Here is a 20,969-nt window from a genome sequence, read left to right on the forward strand (position 1 = left end):
CGCGCTGGCGCCACCCGAACGCAGCAATCGCCACCGAGCGAGCTTTTCATCGCACCCCCACGTACCTCTCCGCGACTGAGCGAGCGACGCGAGCGAAGGAGCGGGCCGACGACTGAACGGAACGAACGCCGAAGGCGTGAGTGAAGTGAAGGAGGAGTGCTTTTCGTCGAGCTTTTACTCGGTCTTCGTCGTCTCGACGTCGATGTCGCCGGTGTGTATCCTTGCGCCGTCCTGGGCCACCTTCTCCGCGAGGACGGCGCACTTGATGCGCATCGGGCTGATGTCGACGCCGAGCATCTCGACGACGTCGTCGCGGTCCATCGCGTCGAGTTCGTCGAGGGTCATGCCCGGCAGCCGCTGGGTGAGCATCGAGGCGCTGGCCTGGCTGATGGCGCAGCCGTCGCCGCTGAACGCCACGAACTCGATGGTCTCGCCGTCGTCCTCGAGCACGACGTCCATCCGGATGGTGTCGCCACACGACGGGTTCTCCCCCTCGTGCGAGAACGTTGGGTCCGCCACCTCGCCGTGGTTCCGGGGGTTCTTGTAGTGGTCCAGAATCTGCTGTCGGTACATGTCCGAGCCGAGTCCCATTGTTGTCGCCCGTATGCGAGTGGCGACGAAAAGGGTTGTCCCTGGGTTCCCGGGTCGTCGACGAAGGGAACGACCGAAAGAGGACCGGGGCGGCGACGTTACGCGAACAGCTGGCGGGCGCTGTCGACCGCCTCGACGAGCGCGTCGACCTCCGCCTCGGTGTTGTAGAGGTAGAAGGATGCCCGGGCGGAGGCGGCGACGCCCATCTCCTGGTGGAGCGGCTGGGTGCAGTGGTCGCCCGCGCGGATGGCGACGCCGTGGTCGTTGAGGATGGACGAGAGGTCGTGGGCGTGGACGCCGTCGAGGTTGAACGCGACGAGGCCGCCGCGGTCGTCGCCCGGCGGGCCGTACACCGTCACGTCGTCGTGTTCGGTGAGGCGGTCGTAGGCGTACTCGGCCAGCCCCTCCTCGTGGGCGCGGATGCGTTCGAGGCCGATGTCGTCGAGGTAGTCGCAGGCCGCCGCCAGCGCGATGCCCTGACAGATGACGGGCGTGCCGGCCTCGAACTTCCAGGGGAGGTCCTCCCAGGTCGCGTCCTCGAAGGTGACCTTCCGTATCATCTCGCCGCCGTAGAGGTACGGCTGCATCTCCTCGAGGAGGTGGCGCTTGCCGTAGAGGACGCCGACGCCGGTCGGGCCGCACATCTTGTGCCCGGAGAAGGCGAAGAAGTCGGCGTCGAGGTCCGTCACGTCGACCGGGCGGTTCGGGACGGACTGGGCGCCGTCGACGAAGACGTACGCGCCGTGGTCGTGCGCGAGGTCGGCGAGGTCGGCGATGGGGTTGACCGTCCCGAGCGTGTTCGAGACGTGGACGGCGCTCACCATCCGCGTGTCGTCGCCGACGAGTTCGCGGGCGTGGTCCATGTCGAGGTAGCCGTCGTCGGTGACGCGGACGTACTTCACGTCGGCGCCGGTCTTCTTGCCTATCTGCTGCCAGGTGACCAGCGAGGCGTGGTGTTCCATCTGCGTGAGGACCACCTCGTCGCCGGGGCCGAGTTCGGCGAGCCCCCAGGCGTACGCGACGGTGTTCATCGCCTCGGTGGTGTTCTTCGTGAAGACGACCTCCTCGCGGCCGTCGGCACCGATGAACTCGGCGACGCGGTCGTGGGCCTCCTCGTAGGCGACGCTCGCCTCCTGGCTGAGGCTGTGGATGCCGCGGTGGACGTTCGAGTTGTACGAGCGGTAGTAGTCGGCGATGACGTCGACGACCTGTTCGGGCGTGTGGCTCGTCGCGGCGTTGTCGAGGTAGACGAGCGGCGTGTCGTCGCCGGGACCCTCCCCCGGGACGGAGACGTCACCGCCGACCTTCCGTCCCAGGATGGGGAAGTCCTCGCGGAGTCGCTCGACGTCGAGCGGCTCCGTGGTTTGCGTACTCATTGCCGGGAGAGAGGGGACGCGGACAAAACACTCCTTCGGTCGTCCGCCGCTCAGAGCCGGAGCAACTGCGCGTGGCGCGTCTCACCGACGTCGAGGACGGTCGTCTCGTCGACGAAGCCGTGTTCGACGGCGACGCTCACCGCCCGGGTGCCGACGATGTTGGCGACCGTCGCCCGGGCGAGCGCGCCGACGACGCGCTCCTCGTCGGCCTCCTCGCCGTCGTAGAAGTCGGTCTCGACGGTGAGCGACACCTCCCCGTTCTCGAACGTCTCGCCGAGGATGTCGGCGTCGCAGACGGAGACGAGCAGGCCCTCCTCGGTCCGACGTTCGGTCAGCAGCATCTCACTCGACCAGGCGCTGTTCGGCGCGCTGGCGTATCTCGTCGGCCTCCTCCGCCAGGCGTTCGGCCTCCTCGTCCTCGCCGAGGTGTTCGAGCGCGGCGCCCTTCTCCTCCAGCAGTTCGGGCGTGCGGAAGCCGAGGCGGATGGCGTTGTCGAAGCAGTTGACGGCCTCCTCGTTCAGCCCTCGCTCGGCGAGGAAGAACCCGCGGTTGTACCACGCCTGGCCGAAGCGCGGGTCGATCTCGACGGCCCGCTCGGCGTGTTCGAGCGCCTGTTCGGTCCGGCCGTCCTCCCAGAGCGCGTACGCGAGGTTCGTCTCCGCGGTGGCGGCGTGTTCGGAGTCGTCGTCGACCGTCAGCGCCTCGCGGTAGGCGCCGATGGCGTCGTCGTACTCCTCCAGTTCGGCGTGGGCGGCCCCCTTGTTCACCCACGCTTCCTGTTCGAGCGATGGGTCGTCGGCGAGGCGGGCGGCGCGTTCGAGCGCATCGGTCGCCTGTTCGAAGCGGTTGATCTGCATGTAGGAGATGCCCACTTCGACGAGCGATTCGACGTCGATTGCGCCCTTCGGTATCTGGCGCCGGTCGAGCATGTCGGCGAGCGCGCGCGAGTCGACCGGGTCGACCATCGACGGGTCCACCTCGAGTTCCGGTGGGTCGAGGTCGAACCCCTCGTAGGGGTCGCCGAACCCCCGGCTCTCGGAGAAGCGGTGGTCGTCCCTCTCGTCTGTCATGGCTCGGGGTTGGCGACTGGCAGGGTTAAGGGCTACGCCCTCGGTTGTACAACCATGCGACTCTTCGTCAGTGTCGACCTCGACCCGCTGGCCGACGCGCTCCGCGACGCGCAGCAACCGCTGGCCGACGCCGACGACCTCCGACTCACCGACCCGGAGCAGGCCCACCTCACGCTCTCGTTCCTCGGGGAGGTCCCCGAGGCGCGCGTCCCGTCCGTGGCCGCCGCGCTCCGCGACGCCGTCGCGGCCGCCGGCGTCGGTCCCTTCGACGTCCACCTCGGCGGCTACGGCGTCTTCCCCTCGCCGGCGTACATCAGCGTCGTCTGGGTCGGCGTCCGCGAGGGCAACGAGCGCCTCACGCGCCTCCACGAGGCCATCGAGTCACGGCTCGCGGACCTCGGGTTCGCCCCGGAAGACCACGAGTTCACCCCCCACGTCACGGTCGCCCGCATGGACGACGCCGGCGGCAAGTCGCGCGTCCAGCGGATCGTCCGCGAGCGCGACCCCGACGTCGGCCGCCTCCGCGTCGAGGCCGTCCGTCTCACCGAGAGCCGCCTCACGTCCTCGGGGCCGGTCCACGAGACGGTCGAGGTCGTCGACCTCCGGGAGTAGCCGGGCCCGACCGATTTAGGCCCGCCAAAACTATAGGATGAGTGATATATTTATCCCGTCGGGCGGGGTACACCGTCTATGGCCTCGCCCGCCGACTTCGCGCTCGTCTTCCTCGCCGGCCTCGTCACCGCGCTGGCGACGGGCCTCGGCGCGCTCCCCTTCTTCCTCGTCGACGAGATGTCCGACCGCGTGAACGTCGTCCTCTGGGGGCTGGCCTCGGGCATCATGCTCTCGGCGTCCGGCTTCGGCCTCGTCTCCGAGGGGCTCGCCGCGGGCGGCCCCCTCCCGGTGGGCGTCGGCCTGCTGGCCGGCGTCGGCCTCGTCGTCGTCGCCCACGAGGTCATCGAGGGCCGGGAGATACACCCCCGGCGCTACGAGGAGGCGAGCGTGCGGAAACTGGCGCTCATCCTCGGTATCCTCACGGTCCACAGCTTCCCGGAGGGGGTCGCCATCGGCGTCTCCTTCGCCGACCTGAACTTCGATGGCGTCGCCGGTATCGCGCTGTTCGGCTACACCGTCCCGCTGCTCGCGGTGTTCATGACCGTCGCCATCTCCATCCACAACGTGCCCGAGGGCGTCGCCGTCTCCATCCCCCTGCGGGCGATGGACGTCCCGCCCTGGCGGATGGTGTGGTGGGCGGTGTTCTCCAGCCTTCCCCAGCCCATCGGCGCGGTGCTCGCGTTCTACTTCGTCACGCTCGCGCGGGCGTTCCTCCCCGTCGGCTTCGGCTTCGCCGCCGGCGCGATGATATATCTCGTGCTCTCGGAGTTCATCCCCGAGGCCATCGACGTGGGCGGGGCGTTGCCGAGTCGCGGCCTCCCCGAACTCGCCGTCGGGTTGCTCGCGGGCGCGCTCCTGATGGTCCCGCTGGCGTTCGTCTGACGAGTGGGCCAAAGGAACAACGATTTAAAGACCGCGACGGTACTCCGGCGTACTATGGGGAAGAAATCGAAGGCGAAGAAGAAGCGGCTGGGCAAGCTCCAGCGGCAGAACCGCCGCGTTCCGGCGTGGGTCATCATGAAGACCGACCGCGACGTGATGATGAACCCGAAGCGACGGAGCTGGCGGCGGGGTGACACGGACGAATGAGTGCGAGCGACTTCGAGGAGCGCGTCGTGACCGTCCCGCTCCGTGACGTACTCGCGGAGGCCAAGCACAAGCGCGCCGGCAAGGCGATGACCGCCGTCCGGGCGCACCTCGCGAAGCACTTCCGGGTCGACGAGGACGACGTCCGCCTCGACCCCTCCATCAACGAGGCCGTCTGGTCGCGCGGGCGCAAGCAGCCCCCGCGCAAGCTCCGCGTCCGCGCCGCCCGGTTCGAGGAGGACGGCCAGGCCGTCGTCGAAGCCGAGACCGCATAAGGGTGCTTCGCGCGGCCCTCTCCGGTTCCGCCTACGTTGGCGTCTTCGCCCGGGCGACCGACGACTGCCTGCTCATCCGACCCGACGCGGACGACGACCTCGTCGCGGAGTTCGCCGAGGAACTCGAGGTGTCCGCCCTCGCGACGACTATCGGCGGCTCCTCGACCGTCGGCGCGCTCGTCGCCGGCAACCGCCACGGGTTGCTCGCCAGCGGCCGCCTCACCGACGCCGAGCGCGACGCCATCGAGGGGGCGACCGACCGCCCGGTGACGCGCCTCCCCGGGCGCATCAACGCCGCCGGGAACGTCGTCCTCGCCAACGACAGCGGGGCGTACGTCCACCCCGACCTCTCCGACGAGGCGGTCGAGGCGGTCGAGGACGGGCTCTCGGTGCCCGTCGAGCGCGGCGACCTCGCGGGCGTCCGGACGGTCGGGACGGCCGCGGTCGCCACGAACGACGGCGTGCTCTGTCACCCCCAGTCGACCGACGCCGAACTCGATTTCCTCGAGGACCTCCTCTCGGTCCCCGCCGACATCGGCACCATCAACTACGGCGCGCCGCTCGTCGGCTCCGGGCTGGTCGCCAACGACTACGGCTACATCGCCGGTCGCGACACCACGGGACCGGAGCTCGGGCGCATCGAGGACGCGCTCGGCTTCATCGACTAAAAGGGAACTTTCTTCCCGCTTCCCGCCCGACGCTGTTCTATGAGTCAGTACACGGTGACCGGCCGGTTCCAGGCCCGTGACGGATGGAAGGACTTCTCGAAGTCCGTCGAGGCGCCCAACGAGGACGTCGCGGTCGAGCACACCTACGCCGAGTTCGGGTCGAAACACGGCCTGAAGCGAACGCAGCTCGAGGTCTCCGGGGTGGAAGCATGAGTCTGGGTGGTGGCGGCGGTCAGATGCAGGAACTCCAGCAGCAGCTCCAGCTCATCGACCAGGAGATCGAGGCGCTGCGCGAGGAAATCGACGAGTTCCAGACCGAGCAGACCGAGATCGACGACGCCGTCGAGGCCATCGAGACGCTCGACGACGGCGACACCGTCCAGGTGCCCCTCGGCGGCGGCGCCTACCTCCGCGCGGAGGTCCAGGACATGAGCCGCATCGTCGTCGGTCTCGGCGGCGGCTACTCCGCCGAGCGCGACGAGGAGGGCGCGAAGGCCAGCCTCGAACGCAAGCAGGAGCTCCTCGACGACCGCATCGACGAGGTGCGCGAGGACATCTCCGACCTCGAAGACGAGAGCGACCAGCTCGAACAGCGCGCCCAGCAGATGCAACAGCAGCAGATGCAGCAGATGCAACAGCAGATGCAGCAACAGCAGCAGCAGCAGGGCGACCAGGACGACGAGTAAGCGATGTTCGACGGACTGAAGGAGAAGCTCAGCCGGTTCCGCGAGGACGCCGAGGAGGCCGCGGAGGAGGCGGCGGCCGAGGAAGCCGACGCCCGGGCCGATGCCGACGCCGAGGCGGAGGCCGCGACGGCACCGGAGGCCGACGACGCCCCTCCCGCGACCGAGAGCGAGGCGTCCGCGGGCGACGCGGTCCCCGGTTCCGATACCGACGCCGTCGAGACGGACGACCCGACGCCCGCCGAGCCGGCCGCACCGCCCGCCGACCGCGACGCGGAGGCCGAGGTCGAGGAGCCGTCCGCCACGACCGACCACGACGCCGGTGTCGACGCTGACGCCGCCGGCGACCTCGAGGGCGCGGGTGAGGAGGAGCCCGCCGGCGGGCTCGGTCTCTCGCGCGACGAGGCCGAGGACGAGGAGGAGTTCAGGGCGAGCTTCGGCGCGCGGGCGAAGGCGTTCGCCACCGGCGGCGTCGTCATCCGCCCGGAACACCTCGACGAGCCGCTCGACGACCTCGAACTCGCCCTGCTGTCGAGCGACGTCGAGATGAGCGTCGCCCAGGAGATCCTCCGGACCATCCGCGAGGAGGTCGAGGGGACGACGCGCGCGCAGGTCCAGTCGACCGGCCAGGTCGTCGAGATGGCGCTCCGCGAGGCGCTCGTGGACGTCATCAGCGTCGGCCAGTTCGACTTCGAGCAGCGCATCGCGGCGGCGGAGAAGCCGATGGTCATCATCTTCACCGGGGTCAACGGCGTCGGCAAGACCACCTCCATCGCGAAGCTCTCGCGGTACCTCGAGGAACGCGGTATCTCGTCGGTGCTCGCCAACGGCGACACCTACCGCGCCGGGGCCAACGAGCAGTTGCGCGAGCACGCGGCGGCGCTCGACCGGAAGCTCATCGCCCACGAGCAGGGCGGCGACCCGGCGGCCGTCATCTACGACGCCGTCGAGTACGCGAAGGCCAACGACATCGACGTCGTCCTCGGCGACACGGCGGGTCGGCTCCACACGAGCAACGACCTGATGGCCCAGCTGGAGAAGATAGACCGGGTCGTCGACCCCGACATGACGCTGTTCGTCGACGAGGCGGTCGCCGGTCAGGACGCGACCCAGCGCGCCCGGCAGTTCAACGAGGCGGCAGCCATCGACGGCGCCGTCCTCACGAAGGCCGACGCCGACTCCCAGGGCGGCGCGGCCATCTCCATCGCCCACGTGACGGGTCGCCCCATCCTCTTCCTCGGGACCGGCCAGGGGTACGCCGACCTCGAACGGTTCGACCCCGAGCGCATCGTCGACCGCCTCCTCGGCGCCGAGTGAGGCGCTCTCCCCCGGTTCTCTTCCTTCCCGCGCGGGTCCGCCGCGCGGCGTAACGTTCATGACGGTCCTGGCGTAGGTACACCGATGGCAGCACCGATTCACGCACTGGTCGTCGGACCGGTGGGTGAACGTCTCGGCCGCCGTCTGGCGCGCGACCACCGGATTCGGCGGACCGACACCCCGACCACCGCCGACTGCCTGCTCGACGCCGGACCGCTCCGCGACCGTCCCGTGGTGGAGGGGGCGGCCGTCTCCCCGCACGTCGTCCTCTACGAGTCGCCGGAGACGCCGCCGCGAGCGCTCGCCGCGGGCGCCGACCGCTGCGTCCACCTGACGGGCGACGCGAGCGCCGACGCCGCGACGGTGGCGGCCGTCGTCCGTTCCGCGCTGACCGGCGACCCGCCGTCCCGACGCGAGACGCTCGTCCGCGAGTCCGTCGACGCGCTCGCGGACGTGTTCTTCCTCTTCGACACCGACATGCGGTTCCTCGCGTGGAACCGTCGGTTGATAACGGTCACCGGCTACGACGCGAGCGAGGTGGTGACGATGGAGCCGACCGACTTCGTCGCCGACGAGGACGAGGCGGCCATCGCCGCCGCGATTCGGCGCGCGGTCCGGACCGGCCGCGCCACCGAGGAGGGCCACCTCGTGACGCGCGACGGCGAACACGTCCCCTACGAGTTCACCGGGACGGCGCTCACCGACGACCGGGACGACGTCGTCGGCGTCTGTGGCATCGGGCGCGATATCACCGAGCGGCGCCGGCGCGAGCGGACGCTCGAACGCCGGACCGACCGTCTGCGGACGCTCAACCGCATCAACGAGGTCATCCGCAACGTCAACGGCGACCTGGTCCGGGCGTCGACGCGCGAGGAGGTCGTCCAGTCGGTGTGCGGTCGCCTCGCCGACGAGGAGCCCTACCGCTTCGCGTGGCTCGGCGAGTACAGCCCCGGCCGCGACCGGGTGACGCCCGTCGCCCACGCCGGGGAGGGGACCGCGTACCTCGACGCCCGTGGGGACCTCGAGTTCGACGACGGCGACCGGACCGCCGAGACGGCCGCCCGGACGGGCGAGGTGGTGGTCGCCCAGCACATCGCCGACGGCGACGGAACCGAGCGGTGGCGACCGGCGGCGCTGGCCGCCGACTTCGCCTCGGCCGCCGCCATCCCGCTCCGGTACCGGGGGGTGACTCACGGCGTCCTCTGCGTCTACGCCGACCGCCCCGACGCCTTCGACGCGACCGAACGCGACGTGCTCGCGGAACTGGGCCGGACCGTCGCCTACGCGATGAGCGCGCTCGACCGGCGGCGCGCGCTCATCGCCGACACCGTCCTCGAACTGGCGTTCGACCTGCCCGACGGGTCGCTGTTCCCGGTCGCCGCCGCCCGCGAGGGGGCGACGGTCGACCTCGTCGGGACGGTCCCGAACGGGGACGGCACGTCGGTGCAGTTCTACCGCGTCGAGGGCGTCGCCCCGGAGCACGTCGTCGCCGCGACGGACGACACCTGTCTGGACGCGCACGTCGCCCGCACCGACCGCGATGGGGGTGTCGTCCGGGTGACGGTCGGACGCACGCTCGCCGACGCGCTGGTCGACCACGGCGGCGTCGTCGACGACCTCCACGCCGAGGGGGACGACGCCCGTGCCGTCACCGTCTTCCCGCCCGGTACCGACGCCAGGTCGGCGGTCGCCGCCGTCGAGGCGTGGTGTCCGGCCGCGACGCTCGCCGCCCGTCGCGAGCGCACGCGCGACTCGCTGGCGGCCGACGGCCTCCTCGCGGGGCTGACCGACCGCCAGCGAGAGGTGCTCCGGCGGGCCTACCTCTCGGGGTACTTCGACTCGCCGCGGGCCAACACCGGTGCCGACCTCGCCGACTCGCTCGGTATCTCGACGGCGACGTTCCACGAGCACCTCCGGGTCGCGGAGCGGAAACTCGTCGAGCGGGTGTTCGCGGATGGCTCTCCCGAGGTCGGGTAATCGCCGGCCGCCACCCTGCTCCCCTGACTGATGAGGGGCCGTTATTTTCTAACACCAACGCAAGGAACGAATGACGTCGGGGCGAACCGACGGGTCTGCCGTCCGGCGTCGGATTGAGTCAATGACGGAGAAACGTTCGACACTCACCGTTTCGCGGCGAACAGTACTGAAGACGACCGGGGCACTCGGGGTCGCATCGCTGGTCCCGCTCAGTCGTCCCGCGGGCGCCTCGACGCTCGTCGACGACGCGCTCGATACGACGGACGACGCGCTCGATACGACGGACGACGCGCTCCAGGAGGCGCTCGTCGTCTTCGACTCCCGCGACCGGTTTTCGCTGCTCTCGGAGTTCGACCTCGCGGAGGGGGTCCTCGAGTTCGAGGTCCTGCCGGTCGCCTACACGCTCCTGACCGGGGCGCAAGCGGCGGCGCTCGCCGACCGGGCGGGCGTGCGCTACGTCGAGGCGAACCGGGACCTCGACTACCACAACGCCGACGCCCGTGCGGTGACCGACGTCGACGAGGTGCAGTCGGACCTCGGCTACGACGGTGAGGGCGTCCACGTCGCCGTCGTCGACTCGGGTATCGACGGCGACCACCCCGACCTCGCGGGTGCCGTCGAGCGCAACTACCAGTGGGCGGGCAACCCCCTCGACGACCCGACGCTGTGGCTTCCCGTCGGCGACCTCGACTCGGACGACATCGGCCACGGGACGCACTGTTCGGGCACCGTCGCGGGCGACGGCTCCGAGAGCAACGGCGAGGACCGGGGGATGGCTCCCGCGGCCTCGCTCACCTCGTACTCCTCGGGAGCCGCCGTCTCCATCCTGAAAGCGGCCGCCGCCTACGACCACCTGTTGGCGAATCACGCCGGGGAGGTGAGCGTCGTCTCGAACTCCTACGGGGCGGCCAGCGCCGACGACTACAACCCCGACGGGGCACTCCAGACGGCGACGTGGGCGGCGTTCGACGCCGGGATGCTCCCGGTGTTCTCGGCGGGTAACAGCGGACCCGACCACGACACGCTCAACGACTACGCGAAGGCCCCGCACGTCCTCTCGGTGGCGGCCACCGACGACGACCGGGCCGTCACCGACTTCTCCTCGCGGGGGCGGTCGGCCGACGCCGGTGCGAACTACGACCGCGAGACCGCGCTCGGAAACCTCCGGGCGCACTACGACGGCGGGACGGTCGACGGCCCCGTCGGCCTCTACCGTAATGGGGTGGGGGCCCCGGGGAACGCGGTGACGAGCACGATGTCGCCCCTCGACGTGCTCAATGCGACCAGCCCCGACGGCGACCGCTACTACGCCACCATCTCGGGGACGTCGATGTCCTGTCCGGTCGTCAGCGGGACGGCCGCCCTCGTCGTCGACGCCTACCGGACGGCGACGGGTGACGACCCGACTCCCGTCGACGTGCTGAACACGGTGGAGGCGACCGCGTACGAGGCCCACGAGTCGTACACCCCCGCGAGCACGGGCGCGGGGTTCATCGACGCGCTGGCGGCGGTCGAACGCGCGGCGTCGGGGTCGCTCGCCGACTTCGACGACGTGAGGCTCGTCGAACCGTAGGCCGACGGCCACGAACCGGGAGCGAAGCCTTTACCGATTGCATCGCATATCCGGGCACAATGGTACTCGACAATCTCGGCAGTTCTCTCCGCGGGACCCTGGACAAGCTCCAGGGGAAGACCCGCCTGAGCAAGGAGGACGTCGACGAGGTGGTCAAGGAGATCCAGCGGTCGCTGTTGCAGGCCGACGTCGACATCGACATCGTGATGGACCTCTCGGAGTCCATCCGCACCCGCGCGCTGGAGGAGGACCCGCCGGCCGGCACCTCCGCCCGCGACCACGTCCTCCGCATCGTCTACGAGGAACTCGTCGCGCTCATCGGCGACAGCACGCAGCTCCCGCTCGAACCCCAGACCATCCTCCTCGCCGGCCTCCAGGGGTCGGGGAAGACGACCACCGCGGCGAAGATGGCGTGGTGGTTCTCGAAGAAGGGACTGCGCCCGGCGGTCATCCAGACCGACACGTTCCGACCGGGGGCGTACGAGCAGTCCAGACAGATGTGTGAACGCGCGGAGGTGCAGTTCTACGGCGACCCCGACGAGGAGGACCCCGTCGCCATCGCCCGCGACGGCCTCGAAGAGGCCGAGGACGCCGACGTCCGCATCGTCGACACCTCGGGGCGCTCCGGGCTGAACGAGGAACTCATCGAGGAACTGAAGGACATCGAGTCGTTCGTCCAGCCGGACTCCAACCTGCTGGTGCTCGACGCGGCCATCGGGCAGGGCGCGAAGGACCAGGCCCAGGCGTTCGGCGACGCGGTCGGTATCGACGGCGTCGTCATCACGAAGCTCGACGGGACGGCGAAGGGTGGTGGCGCCCTCGCGGCGGTCAACGAGACGGACTCGACTATCGCCTTCCTCGGGACCGGCGAGACGGTCCAGGACATCGAGCGCTTCGAGCCCAACGGCTTCATCTCCCGGCTGCTCGGCATGGGCGACCTGAAACAGCTCGCCGAGCGCGTCGAGCGGGCGATGCAGTCGACGGGCGAGGACGACGACTGGGACCCCGAGGACATGATGAAGGGGCAGTTCACCCTGCACGACATGCGAAAGCAGATGCAGGCGATGAACAACATGGGGCCGCTCGACCAGGTCCTCGACATGATTCCCGGGCTCGGGGGCGGGCTGATGGACCAGTTACCCGACGACGCGATGGACGTCACCCAGGACCGCCTGCGCGACTTCGAGGTCATCATGGACTCGATGACCGACGAGGAACTGCGCAACCCCCGCGTCATCGGCGCCGAGCGCACCGAGCGCATCGCCCGCGGCTCCGGCAAACCCGCCGAACGGGTCGGCGAACTGCTCGAACAGCACCGCATGATGGAGCGGATGATAAAGCAGTTCCAGGGGATGGGCGACGGCGACATGCAGCGGATGATGAAGCAGATGGAACAGCGCGGCGGTGGCGGCGGCGGCGGGATGGGCGGCATGGGGCCGTTCGGCGACTGACCTCGTCCCCGTGCCCGCCTGCTTTTTGGTCACCGACCGCAATGTCCCGGACGAATGACCGTCCGCGACGTGGCCCGTGAGGCCTACCGGGAGGGGGTGTCCGCGCTCGCGGCGAGTGCGGTCGGCGGCCTGCTGGCGGGGGTCGTCCTCGGCGGGATGCGCGCGGAGTTCGAGGCCGTCCCGGGGCTCCTCGTGCTCGTCCCGGCGCTGCTCGCCACGCGCGGCAACGTCTACGGCGCGCTGGGCGCGCGCGTCTCGACCGCGCTCCACCAGGGGCTCATCACCCCGTCCGTCGGCGAGGCGGACGACCGCCTCCGGGCGGCGGTGGTGGCGGCCATCGGCAACGGCATCGTCGCGAGCGTCTTCGCGGCGACGGCGGCGTTCCTCGTCCTGCGACTGCTCGCCATGCCCGCCGCGCCGCTCTCGACGCTCGTCGCCATCTCGCTGGTCGCCTCCCTGCTCTCGGGGACCGTCCTCGCCGCCATCGTCGTGGCCGTGGTGTTCGCCGGCTACCGCCGGGGGTACAACCCCGACACGCTCGTGGGCCCCATCGTGACCACCGCCGGCGACGTCTTCGGCGTCACCTTCCTCTTTCTCGCCGTCCGCCTCGTGCTGGAGGTGGGCGGGTGACGACCGAGTGGACCGTCCGGGCCATCACCAGGGCGATGCTCCCCGTCCTGCTCGTGCTCACGCTCGTCGAGATCGGGAGCGGCCTCGTCCTCGGCGGGTTCGAGGCGACGCTGCTCCGCTACCCGTCGCTGCTGGTGCTCGTCCCCGTCACCATCGGGACGGCGGGGAACCTCGGGAGCATCCTCGCGGCGCGCCTCTCGACGGCCTTCCACCTGGGGACGCTCTCGTTCGGCGCCGACGAGACGCTCCTCGGCAACGGCGTGGCGACGGTCGCCCTCGCGCTCACCGTCTTCCCGCTGGTGGGGGTGGGTGCGTGGGCGCTCTCGACGCTGACCGGCGGGGCGCGACTCCCGCCGCTCACGGTCGTCGTCGTGGCGGCACTCAGCGGCGGCGTCCTCGCCGTCCTCGCCGTCGTCGTGACGGTGGTGGCGACGTACGCCGCCTACCGGTTCGAACTCGACCCGGACGACGTGGTCATCCCCGTCGTGACGAACACCTGTGACGTCCTCGGCGTCGTCGTGCTGTTCGTCGTCGTGCAACTGCTCGTCTGAGTCACTGCAGTTCGGGGAGCCACTCGTCGCTCGGCGCGGCCCGACCGGCGAGGACGGCGTTCACCACCGCGCCGAGCAGGATGGCGAGGCCGCCGAGGTAGAGCCAGGTGAGCAGGAGCAACAGGCCGCCGACGACGCCGTAGAAGTGGACGGTCTGTGAGACGCTCGCGTACACGCGAAAGAGGAGCGCCGAGAGCGTCCACGCGCCCGCGGCGAGCAGCGTCCCCGGGACCACCTCCCGGACGGTGACGCGGTCGGTCGGGAAGAGGTAGTACATGGGGAAGAACGCGACGGCGAGCGCGGCGAACAGGAGGAACGGACTGGCGAGTCGCCAGAACACGCCGTCGACGGCGAGGGTGAACGCGACGCCGAGGCCGGCGACCAGCGCCAGCGCGAGGGGGATGGTGACCGTCGCGAGGCCGACGTCGACCGCCCGTTCGACGACGGAGAGGCCGTCACGCTCGCCGTAGATGGAGACGAACGCGGCGTTGGTCGCCCGGAAGGTGCGCACGGCGCTCCAGGCGAGGATGAGGAAGGCGAGGACGGCGGCCCGCCGCCGACCGCTCGCGTTCTCCGAGAGCGACCTGACGGCCGACTCGGCGCTCGCAGACCCGACGCCGAGGGCGGTCGAGACGAGCCGGGTGAGGGTCTCGGCCTCGCCGAACAGCGAGAGGCCGATGACGAGGAACAGCGCCAGCGGGACGAGCGTGTTGAACGCGTGGTAGCCGAGGCTCGCCGCGGCGGTCGTCACCCTTCGTTCGTGTGCGAGGCCGACGACGGCGCGGACCGTCTCTGGGAGGCGCTCGGAGTCGAGCGCGCTGCGGAGGCGTTCTGTGGTGCCCACGCCTCCCGTTCACCCCCCGGGTACAAATAGACGGTCTCAGCGCGCCGCGACGAACCGCTCGGGGAGGTATGCGACCAGCGCGGGCGGTGCGGCCGCGACCAGCGCCGCCCAGACGTCGGCGAGGCGGCGACGGAGGAGGGTGTAGCCGGCGCCGACGAGCAGGAGGACGACGACCGGGCGCGAGAGGAGCGGCCCGTGGAGCGCGAGCAACGGGAGGGCGACGGCCGCCGACAGCACGAGGTCCTCCGGCGCGCCGTCGTAGGGGACCCAGCGCCGGGGGCGGAGCCAGGTGTCGTGGAAGTGGCTGTAGACGGCCCGTTCCGAGGTGCGTTCCCAGGGTTTCAGCTCGAGGCCCCCTCCGAGGGCGTCCATCGCGGCGTGGGCGCCCGCGGCGAGCAGGAAGCAGGCGAGGGCGACGGTGAGGGCGCTCGGTCGGGTGAGCGCCCCGGCGAGCGCGCCGACCCCCGCGACCGACCCGTAGACGGGGTAGTGGAGCGTTCTGCGGTGGCCGACGTAGAGGTCGAAGTCGGGGAACGCGCCCCCGAGGGCGCCGGCGACGACCGCCAGCGGGGCGAACTCGGGGGCGACCCACACGACGGCGCTCGCGAGCGCCATCCCCACGAGCACGTGCGTCACTGCCATCATTCACCCCCCGTACGGTCGTGTCGGATAAACGCGTTCCGTGTGGGAGTCGAGCGTGCGACCCCGTGTCTGGCGGTGGAACCGACGCGCACTTGCCCCGCGTCCCCCTACGAGGAGGCGTGCAGGAACTGCTCGACCTCCTCGCGACGGTGCTCCCGCGGGTGGCGAACATCGCCCTGTTCATCGCGTTCGGGGTGGCGCTCGCGAACCTGCTCGTCGGGTTCGGCGCGGTGCGGGCCATCGCCCGCCTCTCGCGGCCCCTGACGCGCCCCGCGAACCTCCCCGAGGAGGTCGGTACCGCCATCCTCACCACCACCGCCTCCACGACGGCGGGCTACGGGATGCTCGCGGAGTTCCGCGAGTCGGGCGCGCTCGACGACCGGGCGACGCTCGTCGCCGTCACCATCAACACGTTCTTCGGCTTCGCCCAGCACGTCTTCACCTTCTACGCGCCCGTGTTGATTCCCATCCTCGGCCTGGAGGTGGGCCTGCTCTACGTCGGCACGCGCGCGGCCGTCGCCCTCGCCATCACCGCCACGGGCGTCCTCGCGGGGGCGCTCCTGCTCGACGGGGACAACGTCGACCGGGCGGCGACGCCCGCGGTCGAGGCCGACGGGGGACGGGCGGCCGAGGGGCAGTCGGCCGGCGCGGTGGTCCGCGACGCCGTCGAGAGCGGCCTCGCGAAGACCCGCGACATCCTCCCGCGCCTGCTGGTCATCTACACCGCCGTCGCCTTCCTCACGTCGCGCTACGACGTCGCGCGCGTCGCCGGGGCGGGGGCGGCCGACCCGCTCGCGGGGACCGTCGGCCTGCCGGCGGCCGCGGTGCCCGTCGTCGCGGTGTTCACGCTCGATACGACGAACGGGGCGCTCGTGCTCTCGCCGCTGGTCGAGGAGGGCGTGTTCACCCCGCGGACGGCGGTGGCGACGATGCTCGTCGGCGGCATCGTCTCGTTCACCGTCTCGACGTTCAAGCGCTCCATCCCCTTCCAGTACGGCATCTGGGGGGCCGACTTCGGCTCGAAGGTCATCGTCGTCAACACCGCCCTGAAGGTGGCCTGGATCGCCGTCGCGCTCGTCGTGCTCCTCTACGTCCCGTTCTGAGCGGTGTGTCGTGTGAACACGGCCGAGTCGCGGCAACGACGAGTCATACATGAACGTTTATGATGAATACGGCCGTCGGGTGTCGTACAGTCATGTTCCCCGTACGCGCTCGGTGACGGTTCGACCCAGTCCCGCCCACCGACCACGACACGACCCTGCCGCTCCATGAGCACGAATCCACGACCGAGTTCCGCGACGTATCGACCGACACCGACTTCGACCACCCCCACCACGACCGCCGGCAGGTGGGCCGACGCGACGGCCCCCGCCCCCGCCTCGGACACGCTCTCGTTCGCCCGCCGCGCGGGCGCACAGCTCTCGTTCGACGCGGGCGGGAGCCAGCGCCTCCGTAACCTGATGGACGCCGACAACGGGGCGATGGTCGGCCGGCGCGACTGAGTCAGTCGTCCTCGACCGGTTCCAGTTTCTCCTCCTCGCTGTAGGGTAACTCGTCGACGAGGACCACCGCCTCGCCCTCGACGACGCGCTCGCCGTCCTCGTCGTAGACGGCGGTCAGTAACCGGTAGCGACCCTCGTCGAGTTCCTCCGCCACCTCGCAGACGGCGGTGACCGTCTCGCCGACCCCCACGGGGCCGAGGAAGCGCAGGTCCTGCGAGAGGTAGACCGTGAGACCGGGGATGCGCGCGAGCGCCGCGCTGATGACGCCCGCGACGAGCGTCCCGTGGGCGATGCGCCGCCCGAAGCGGGTGTCCGCGGCGAACCCGTCGTCGAGGTGGAGGCGGTTCGTGTCGCCGCTCGCCCCCGCGAACGAGCGGACGTCGTCGTCCGAGAGGTCCTTGCTGAACCGGACGACGTCGCCGACGCCGACCGGCGCGCCGTTCTCGCGGCTGTGGGTGAACTCCCACTCGGCCGACTCGTAGGCCACCTCGTCGCTCCCGAGGCGCGCGCGCCCCCCGCGCTCGTGCCAGTCGCTCGCGGGCGAGAGCTTCGGGAGGTAGTACGAGAGGTCGGTGGCCGTGAGGATACCGACGAGTTCGCCGTCCGCCGTCACCGGGAGGTGCGTGATGCCGTGGTCGCGGAGCGTCTCCGCCGCCCGGCCGAGGCCCGCGTCCGCCGCCACCGTCTCCAGCGACGTCGACATCACGGTCTCCACCGTGGTCGCCTCCGGGTCTCCGTCCGCCGCAAGCACCGCGACGAGGTCGCTCCGCGTCACGATACCGACCGGCGTTCCGCCGTCGACGACGACCAGCGACCCGATGTCCGCCTCCGTCAGCCGGGTCGCCGCCGTCGTCACCGTCGTCTCGGGGGTCGTCGTCTCCACCGTCTCCGTCATCACGTCGCGCACGCGCAGCGGAACGAGCATTGTCGTCTGTCCCCTGTCGCGCCCGCCATATCACCGTTGTCCCGTCCCGTCCCGTGCCGCCGCGTCGCCCGCCCGTCAGGCTAAACCGCTCGCGCCCCTAGGGCGACCGTGCGATTCGAACCCCGTCCGCGGCTGGTCGACTGGACCATCCTCCTCGCGGTCGCGCTGGCGCTCGTCACGGGCGTCGTCAGCCTCGGCGTCGGGACGCCGCGGTTCGGCTGGGTGTTCGTCCTCCACGGGGCGGGCGCGCTGGTGCTCGTCGTCCTCCTTTTCTGGAAGCTCAGGCGCGTCCGCCGGCGGGTGACCGGGCGGTGGAACCGGACCGTCGCGCTCTCCGTCCTCCTGGCGTTCCTCGCGCTGAGCGCGCTCGCGACGGGCATCGCGTGGGTGCTCGGCTACGACCTCGACCTCTGGGGGTGGACGCTGCTCAACCTCCACATCGGTCTCGGCCTCGTCGTCGTCCCCGTCCTCCTCGTCCACCTCGCCGCGCGGTTCCGGACGCCGACGACCGCCGACTGGGAGGGGCGTCGGACCGTCCTCCAGTACGGCGCGCTGGTGCTGTTCGGCGCGCTCGCCTGGCGCGCCCAGCAGGCGCTCGTCGCGGTGCTCGACACGGCCGGCGCCGACCGGCGCTTCACCGGGTCGAAACCCCACGAGGGGAGCGGGAATCGCTTTCCCGTCACGAGCTGGGTACTCGACGACCCGGACCCGATAGCGCCGGAGACGTGGCGCCTGCACGTCGCCGGCGCGGTCGAGCGTCCCCTCGAACTGGGCTACGACGCGCTCGACGCCCGCCGCGAGGAGCGCGCGCTCCTCGACTGCACCAGCGGCTGGTTCGTCGAGCGCGACTGGCGGGGGGTGCCGGTCGCGGACCTGCTCGACGACGCCGGGGTGACCGGGGAGGCACGGTGGGTGACGTTCCACTCCGTGACGGGCTATCGCTTCGGCTTCCCCGTCGACGTCGCGCGCGGGATGCTCCTCGCGACACACGTCGACGGCGAGCGCCTGACCCACGGCCACGGCTTCCCCCTCCGACTCGTCGCGCCGGGCAAGCGCGGCTTCCAGTGGGTGAAGTGGGTGACGGCCGTCGAGGTGCGCGAGGAACGCGACTGGGGGCAGTGGCTCGCTATCTTCGTCAGCGGGCTCGACTAGAGGACTCGTGCGAGGTCGTCGAGTCCCGAGACGGTCACGCCGGGGTCGCCCCCGCGGACGTGGACCGTCTCGAACCCCGCCGCCCGGCCGCCCGCGACGTCCGCGCGCTCGTCGTCGCCGACGAGGACGTGGCGGTCCGCCGGGAGCGCCTCGCGGGCCGCGTCGAAGGCGGCCGCGTCGGGCTTGTGCGCGCCCACGTCGTAGGAGACGACGACGGCGTCGAGCGCGTCGAGCAGACCGTGGTGGGCGAGTTTCGCGCGCTGGACGCGGCCGACGCCGTTCGTGAGGACGCCGAGCGGACAGTCGAGGGTCGCGAGCAGGTCGCGTGCGCCGGGGACGACGGCGCTCTCGGCGCACTCGCGCTCGACCAGCGCGTCGACGAGAGCGGTCGGGTCGGCGTCGAGGCCGAACGCCTCGCAGACGTCGGCCATCGCGCGGCGGTAGGGGTCGGGACGGAGCGCCTCGAAGCCCTCGAAGAAGCGGTCGCTGTAGTGCTCGCACCACGCCGGTTCGACCCGGTCGAGTCGGTCGCGGAACGCGCCCTCGACGACGGCCGCGTAGTCGTCGAACGTGAGGAGTGTCCCGTCGAGGTCGAAGTGGACCGCGGTCGAGTCGGTCACCGCTCGTCCCGTCGGTCGGCGGGGTCGATGGGGACGCCGTCCTCGGTCGGCGGTGCGACGTGGTCGACGTACGTCTCGGGGTCGGGGTCGCGCACCGTCACCTCCACCTCGATGTCGCCGAGTTCGGCCGGGTCGCCGACGGCGAAGGTGAGCCGGCCCGCGTACGCGGCCTGCTTGTTCAGCCGGAAGGTGAACGTGTCGCCGGAGAGCGTCTGGAGGAACGTCATCCGCGCGCTGTCGAGTATCTCGGCCTCGTGGAGGCGTTCGGAGAAGGACTCGAGGGAGTGGGTCGTCGCCCGCACCTCGCCGGGGTGTTCCTCGACGGTGACGCCGGGGAAGACGTGCTCGACGGCGTCTACGACCCGGTCGGTCACCTCGGTGGCGGCGACCGGCGCGCGAATCGTCACGTCGACGCTGTAGACGGTACTCATGCTCGCTCGCCCTCCAGAATCGACCGCACGCGACGGCGGAAGGCGGCCAGCGTGCCGGTGTTCTCGACGGTCACGTCCGCGCGGTCGATGGCCGCGCCCATCCCGAAGCCGAGTTCGCGCTCGTCGCGCGCCTCGAGCGCCTCGCCGCCGTCGCCGACGTTGTCGCGCCCGCGGACGCCGACCCGCTCGACGCGGAGGTCGAACGGCGCGGTGACGGCGACGAGGGTGAAGTCCTCGCCGAAGCGCTCCTCGAAGCGCTCGACCTCGACGTCGGAGCGGATGCCGTCGACGAGGACGGTGCCGGCGTCGTTGAGGGCTTCCTCGACGAGCGGGAGCGAACGCTCGGCGATGGCCGTGACGCCCTCCTCCTCGCGGAGGCGCTGTGCGATTTCGCCGTGGTGGTCGGCCGGGTCGAGGCCGCGGCGACGGCACTCCGCGCGGATGACGTCGCCCATGGTGACGACGGGTATGCCAAGTTCCCGGGCGACGGTCGCGGCTTCGCCCTTGCCGCTTCCCGGCAACCCGACGGTCCCGATGACTCGCATCGCCACGGAGTCCGTTCGATGCGCCCTTAACGCCTGTGTTCCGGCCGTGGTGGCGAGGAAACCGACTCCTTTTGATGCCTACGCGTGAATCCCCCTCCAGGGCACGTAGCTCAGCCAGGATAGAGCGTCGGACTTCTAATCCGATGGTCGTGGGTTCGAATCCCATCGTGCTCGGCGTGGTGAACAACCGAGAAGGGATTCGAAGCAGGGAGCACGTAGTTCGAGCGAAGTGAGGACTCGTCCGACCGGAGTTCGACCCCCCTACTCGTCTGCGAGGAGTCGTGCCCTCCTTCGATCCCTACCGCGCTCACTCTCCGTCGACGACCGCGACTGCGAGCGAATCCCTCCCCTGCATCACGTTCCGACGACCGTCACTGGGGCGGTAGGCGTCTCGTGTCGCCGATAGAATGGTCGTCGGTCCGATGCGAGGCGAACGATTTCACGTCC

The 20,969-nt window shown here is 70.9% G+C and carries 26 protein-coding genes and 1 tRNA gene; 17 read left to right on the forward strand and 10 right to left on the reverse strand.

Annotated features, from left to right (window positions below):
- Positions 1 to 174 precede the first annotated feature (174 nt).
- From sufU to P1Y20_RS12840, 4 genes are all read right to left on the reverse strand, one after another.
- A complete protein-coding gene (gene sufU / locus P1Y20_RS12825; RefSeq protein WP_304449056.1) occupies positions 175 to 591 on the reverse strand; it encodes a Fe-S cluster assembly sulfur transfer protein SufU in 417 nt (138 codons plus the stop codon).
- Positions 592 to 689: 98 nt separating this feature from the next.
- The gene (locus P1Y20_RS12830) at positions 690 to 1,967 is read right to left on the reverse strand and encodes an aminotransferase class V-fold PLP-dependent enzyme (RefSeq protein WP_304449057.1); all 1,278 of its coding nucleotides are present in this window, start codon (positions 1,965 to 1,967) and stop codon (positions 690 to 692) included.
- A 50-nt stretch (positions 1,968 to 2,017) separates the two neighbouring features.
- On the reverse strand, positions 2,018 to 2,308 hold the full coding sequence (locus P1Y20_RS12835) for a DUF424 domain-containing protein (protein ID WP_304449058.1): 291 nt from the start codon (positions 2,306 to 2,308) through the stop codon (positions 2,018 to 2,020).
- A 1-nt stretch (position 2,309) separates the two neighbouring features.
- Positions 2,310 to 3,038: a tetratricopeptide repeat protein gene (locus P1Y20_RS12840; RefSeq protein ID WP_304449059.1), complete on the reverse strand. Its 729-nt coding sequence runs from the start codon at positions 3,036 to 3,038 to the stop codon at positions 2,310 to 2,312.
- 54 nt (positions 3,039 to 3,092) lie between these two features.
- On the opposite strand from P1Y20_RS12840, the gene thpR reads away from it, so the two are divergent.
- The 13 genes from thpR to P1Y20_RS12905 all read left to right on the forward strand — a co-directional run bounded on the left by thpR (position 3,093) and on the right by P1Y20_RS12905 (position 13,861).
- Entirely contained in the window at positions 3,093 to 3,650 is a 558-nt protein-coding gene (thpR, locus tag P1Y20_RS12845; protein ID WP_304449060.1) for an RNA 2',3'-cyclic phosphodiesterase, read from the forward strand.
- 78 nt (positions 3,651 to 3,728) lie between these two features.
- Positions 3,729 to 4,532: a ZIP family metal transporter gene (locus tag P1Y20_RS12850; protein WP_304449061.1), complete on the forward strand. Its 804-nt coding sequence runs from the start codon at positions 3,729 to 3,731 to the stop codon at positions 4,530 to 4,532.
- 54 nt (positions 4,533 to 4,586) lie between these two features.
- Entirely contained in the window at positions 4,587 to 4,739 is a 153-nt protein-coding gene (locus P1Y20_RS12855; protein ID WP_304449062.1) for a 50S ribosomal protein L39e, read from the forward strand.
- Positions 4,736 to 5,011, forward strand: coding sequence for a 50S ribosomal protein L31e (locus P1Y20_RS12860; protein ID WP_304449063.1), 276 nt, complete (start codon positions 4,736 to 4,738; stop codon positions 5,009 to 5,011). The genes P1Y20_RS12855 and P1Y20_RS12860 overlap by 4 nt, the downstream gene beginning before the upstream one ends.
- A 2-nt stretch (positions 5,012 to 5,013) precedes the next feature.
- The gene (locus tag P1Y20_RS12865) at positions 5,014 to 5,679 is read left to right on the forward strand and encodes a translation initiation factor IF-6 (protein ID WP_304449064.1); all 666 of its coding nucleotides are present in this window, start codon (positions 5,014 to 5,016) and stop codon (positions 5,677 to 5,679) included.
- 39 nt (positions 5,680 to 5,718) lie between these two features.
- Positions 5,719 to 5,892 (forward strand): 50S ribosomal protein L18Ae, encoded by a 174-nt coding sequence (rpl18a, locus tag P1Y20_RS12870; RefSeq protein WP_304449065.1) that lies wholly within the window; start codon positions 5,719 to 5,721, stop codon positions 5,890 to 5,892.
- Positions 5,893 to 5,894: 2 nt separating this feature from the next.
- The gene (gene pfdA, locus P1Y20_RS12875) at positions 5,895 to 6,365 is read left to right on the forward strand and encodes a prefoldin subunit alpha (RefSeq protein ID WP_379737814.1); all 471 of its coding nucleotides are present in this window, start codon (positions 5,895 to 5,897) and stop codon (positions 6,363 to 6,365) included.
- A gap of 3 nt (positions 6,366 to 6,368) precedes the next feature.
- Positions 6,369 to 7,679 carry a signal recognition particle-docking protein FtsY gene (gene ftsY, locus P1Y20_RS12880; RefSeq protein ID WP_304449067.1) on the forward strand — a complete coding sequence of 437 codons (1,311 nt, stop codon included), beginning with the start codon at positions 6,369 to 6,371 and terminating at the stop codon, positions 7,677 to 7,679.
- A gap of 84 nt (positions 7,680 to 7,763) precedes the next feature.
- Positions 7,764 to 9,656: a bacterio-opsin activator domain-containing protein gene (locus tag P1Y20_RS12885; protein WP_304449068.1), complete on the forward strand. Its 1,893-nt coding sequence runs from the start codon at positions 7,764 to 7,766 to the stop codon at positions 9,654 to 9,656.
- A 121-nt stretch (positions 9,657 to 9,777) separates the two neighbouring features.
- A complete protein-coding gene (locus P1Y20_RS12890) occupies positions 9,778 to 11,229 on the forward strand; it encodes a S8 family peptidase (protein WP_304449069.1) in 1,452 nt (483 codons plus the stop codon).
- 59 nt (positions 11,230 to 11,288) lie between these two features.
- Entirely contained in the window at positions 11,289 to 12,680 is a 1,392-nt protein-coding gene (locus P1Y20_RS12895; RefSeq protein ID WP_304449070.1) for a signal recognition particle protein Srp54, read from the forward strand.
- Between the two features lie 54 nt (positions 12,681 to 12,734).
- Entirely contained in the window at positions 12,735 to 13,310 is a 576-nt protein-coding gene (locus P1Y20_RS12900) for a magnesium transporter (protein ID WP_304449071.1), read from the forward strand.
- Complete coding sequence (locus P1Y20_RS12905; RefSeq protein ID WP_304449072.1) at positions 13,307 to 13,861, forward strand: magnesium transporter; 555 nt, start codon at positions 13,307 to 13,309, stop codon at positions 13,859 to 13,861. The genes P1Y20_RS12900 and P1Y20_RS12905 overlap by 4 nt, the downstream gene beginning before the upstream one ends.
- 1 nt (position 13,862) lies before the next feature.
- On the opposite strand, the gene P1Y20_RS12910 is transcribed toward P1Y20_RS12905, so the two are convergent.
- Complete coding sequence (locus P1Y20_RS12910; RefSeq protein WP_304449073.1) at positions 13,863 to 14,705, reverse strand: YihY/virulence factor BrkB family protein; 843 nt, start codon at positions 14,703 to 14,705, stop codon at positions 13,863 to 13,865.
- Positions 14,706 to 14,741: 36 nt separating this feature from the next.
- Entirely contained in the window at positions 14,742 to 15,350 is a 609-nt protein-coding gene (locus tag P1Y20_RS12915; protein ID WP_304449074.1) for a metal-dependent hydrolase, read from the reverse strand.
- A gap of 116 nt (positions 15,351 to 15,466) precedes the next feature.
- On the opposite strand from P1Y20_RS12915, the gene P1Y20_RS12920 reads away from it, so the two are divergent.
- A complete protein-coding gene (locus P1Y20_RS12920) occupies positions 15,467 to 16,450 on the forward strand; it encodes a nucleoside recognition domain-containing protein (protein WP_304449075.1) in 984 nt (327 codons plus the stop codon).
- Positions 16,451 to 16,615: 165 nt separating this feature from the next.
- Complete coding sequence (locus P1Y20_RS12925; RefSeq protein ID WP_304449076.1) at positions 16,616 to 16,849, forward strand: hypothetical protein; 234 nt, start codon at positions 16,616 to 16,618, stop codon at positions 16,847 to 16,849.
- Between the two features lies 1 nt (position 16,850).
- Here the strand turns inward: P1Y20_RS12925 and P1Y20_RS12930 are convergent, their stop codons facing one another.
- Positions 16,851 to 17,774 (reverse strand): CBS domain-containing protein, encoded by a 924-nt coding sequence (locus tag P1Y20_RS12930; RefSeq protein WP_304449077.1) that lies wholly within the window; start codon positions 17,772 to 17,774, stop codon positions 16,851 to 16,853.
- A 108-nt stretch (positions 17,775 to 17,882) separates the two neighbouring features.
- Here P1Y20_RS12930 and P1Y20_RS12935 point away from each other — a divergent pair, with 108 nt between their 5' ends.
- Positions 17,883 to 18,926: a molybdopterin-dependent oxidoreductase gene (locus tag P1Y20_RS12935; protein WP_304449078.1), complete on the forward strand. Its 1,044-nt coding sequence runs from the start codon at positions 17,883 to 17,885 to the stop codon at positions 18,924 to 18,926.
- On the opposite strand, the gene P1Y20_RS12940 is transcribed toward P1Y20_RS12935, so the two are convergent.
- The 3 genes from P1Y20_RS12940 to P1Y20_RS12950 are packed head-to-tail and all read right to left on the reverse strand — an operon-like array spanning position 18,923 to position 20,522.
- Entirely contained in the window at positions 18,923 to 19,546 is a 624-nt protein-coding gene (locus P1Y20_RS12940) for an HAD family hydrolase (RefSeq protein WP_304449079.1), read from the reverse strand. The genes P1Y20_RS12935 and P1Y20_RS12940 overlap by 4 nt on opposite strands.
- The gene (locus tag P1Y20_RS12945; protein ID WP_304449080.1) at positions 19,543 to 19,977 is read right to left on the reverse strand and encodes an RNA-binding domain-containing protein; all 435 of its coding nucleotides are present in this window, start codon (positions 19,975 to 19,977) and stop codon (positions 19,543 to 19,545) included. The genes P1Y20_RS12940 and P1Y20_RS12945 overlap by 4 nt, the downstream gene beginning before the upstream one ends.
- Positions 19,974 to 20,522, reverse strand: coding sequence for an AAA family ATPase (locus tag P1Y20_RS12950; protein ID WP_304449081.1), 549 nt, complete (start codon positions 20,520 to 20,522; stop codon positions 19,974 to 19,976). Before P1Y20_RS12950 ends, P1Y20_RS12945 begins: the two co-directional genes overlap by 4 nt.
- Positions 20,523 to 20,621: 99 nt before the next feature.
- On the opposite strand from P1Y20_RS12950, the gene P1Y20_RS12955 reads away from it, so the two are divergent.
- Positions 20,622 to 20,696: transfer RNA gene (locus tag P1Y20_RS12955), tRNA-Arg, on the forward strand.
- The last annotated feature ends 273 nt before the right edge of the window (positions 20,697 to 20,969 follow it).

Origin of the sequence: Halomarina ordinaria (assembly GCF_030553305.1) — an archaeon.
Classification (GTDB): domain Archaea; phylum Halobacteriota; class Halobacteria; order Halobacteriales; family Haloarculaceae; genus Halomarina; species Halomarina ordinaria.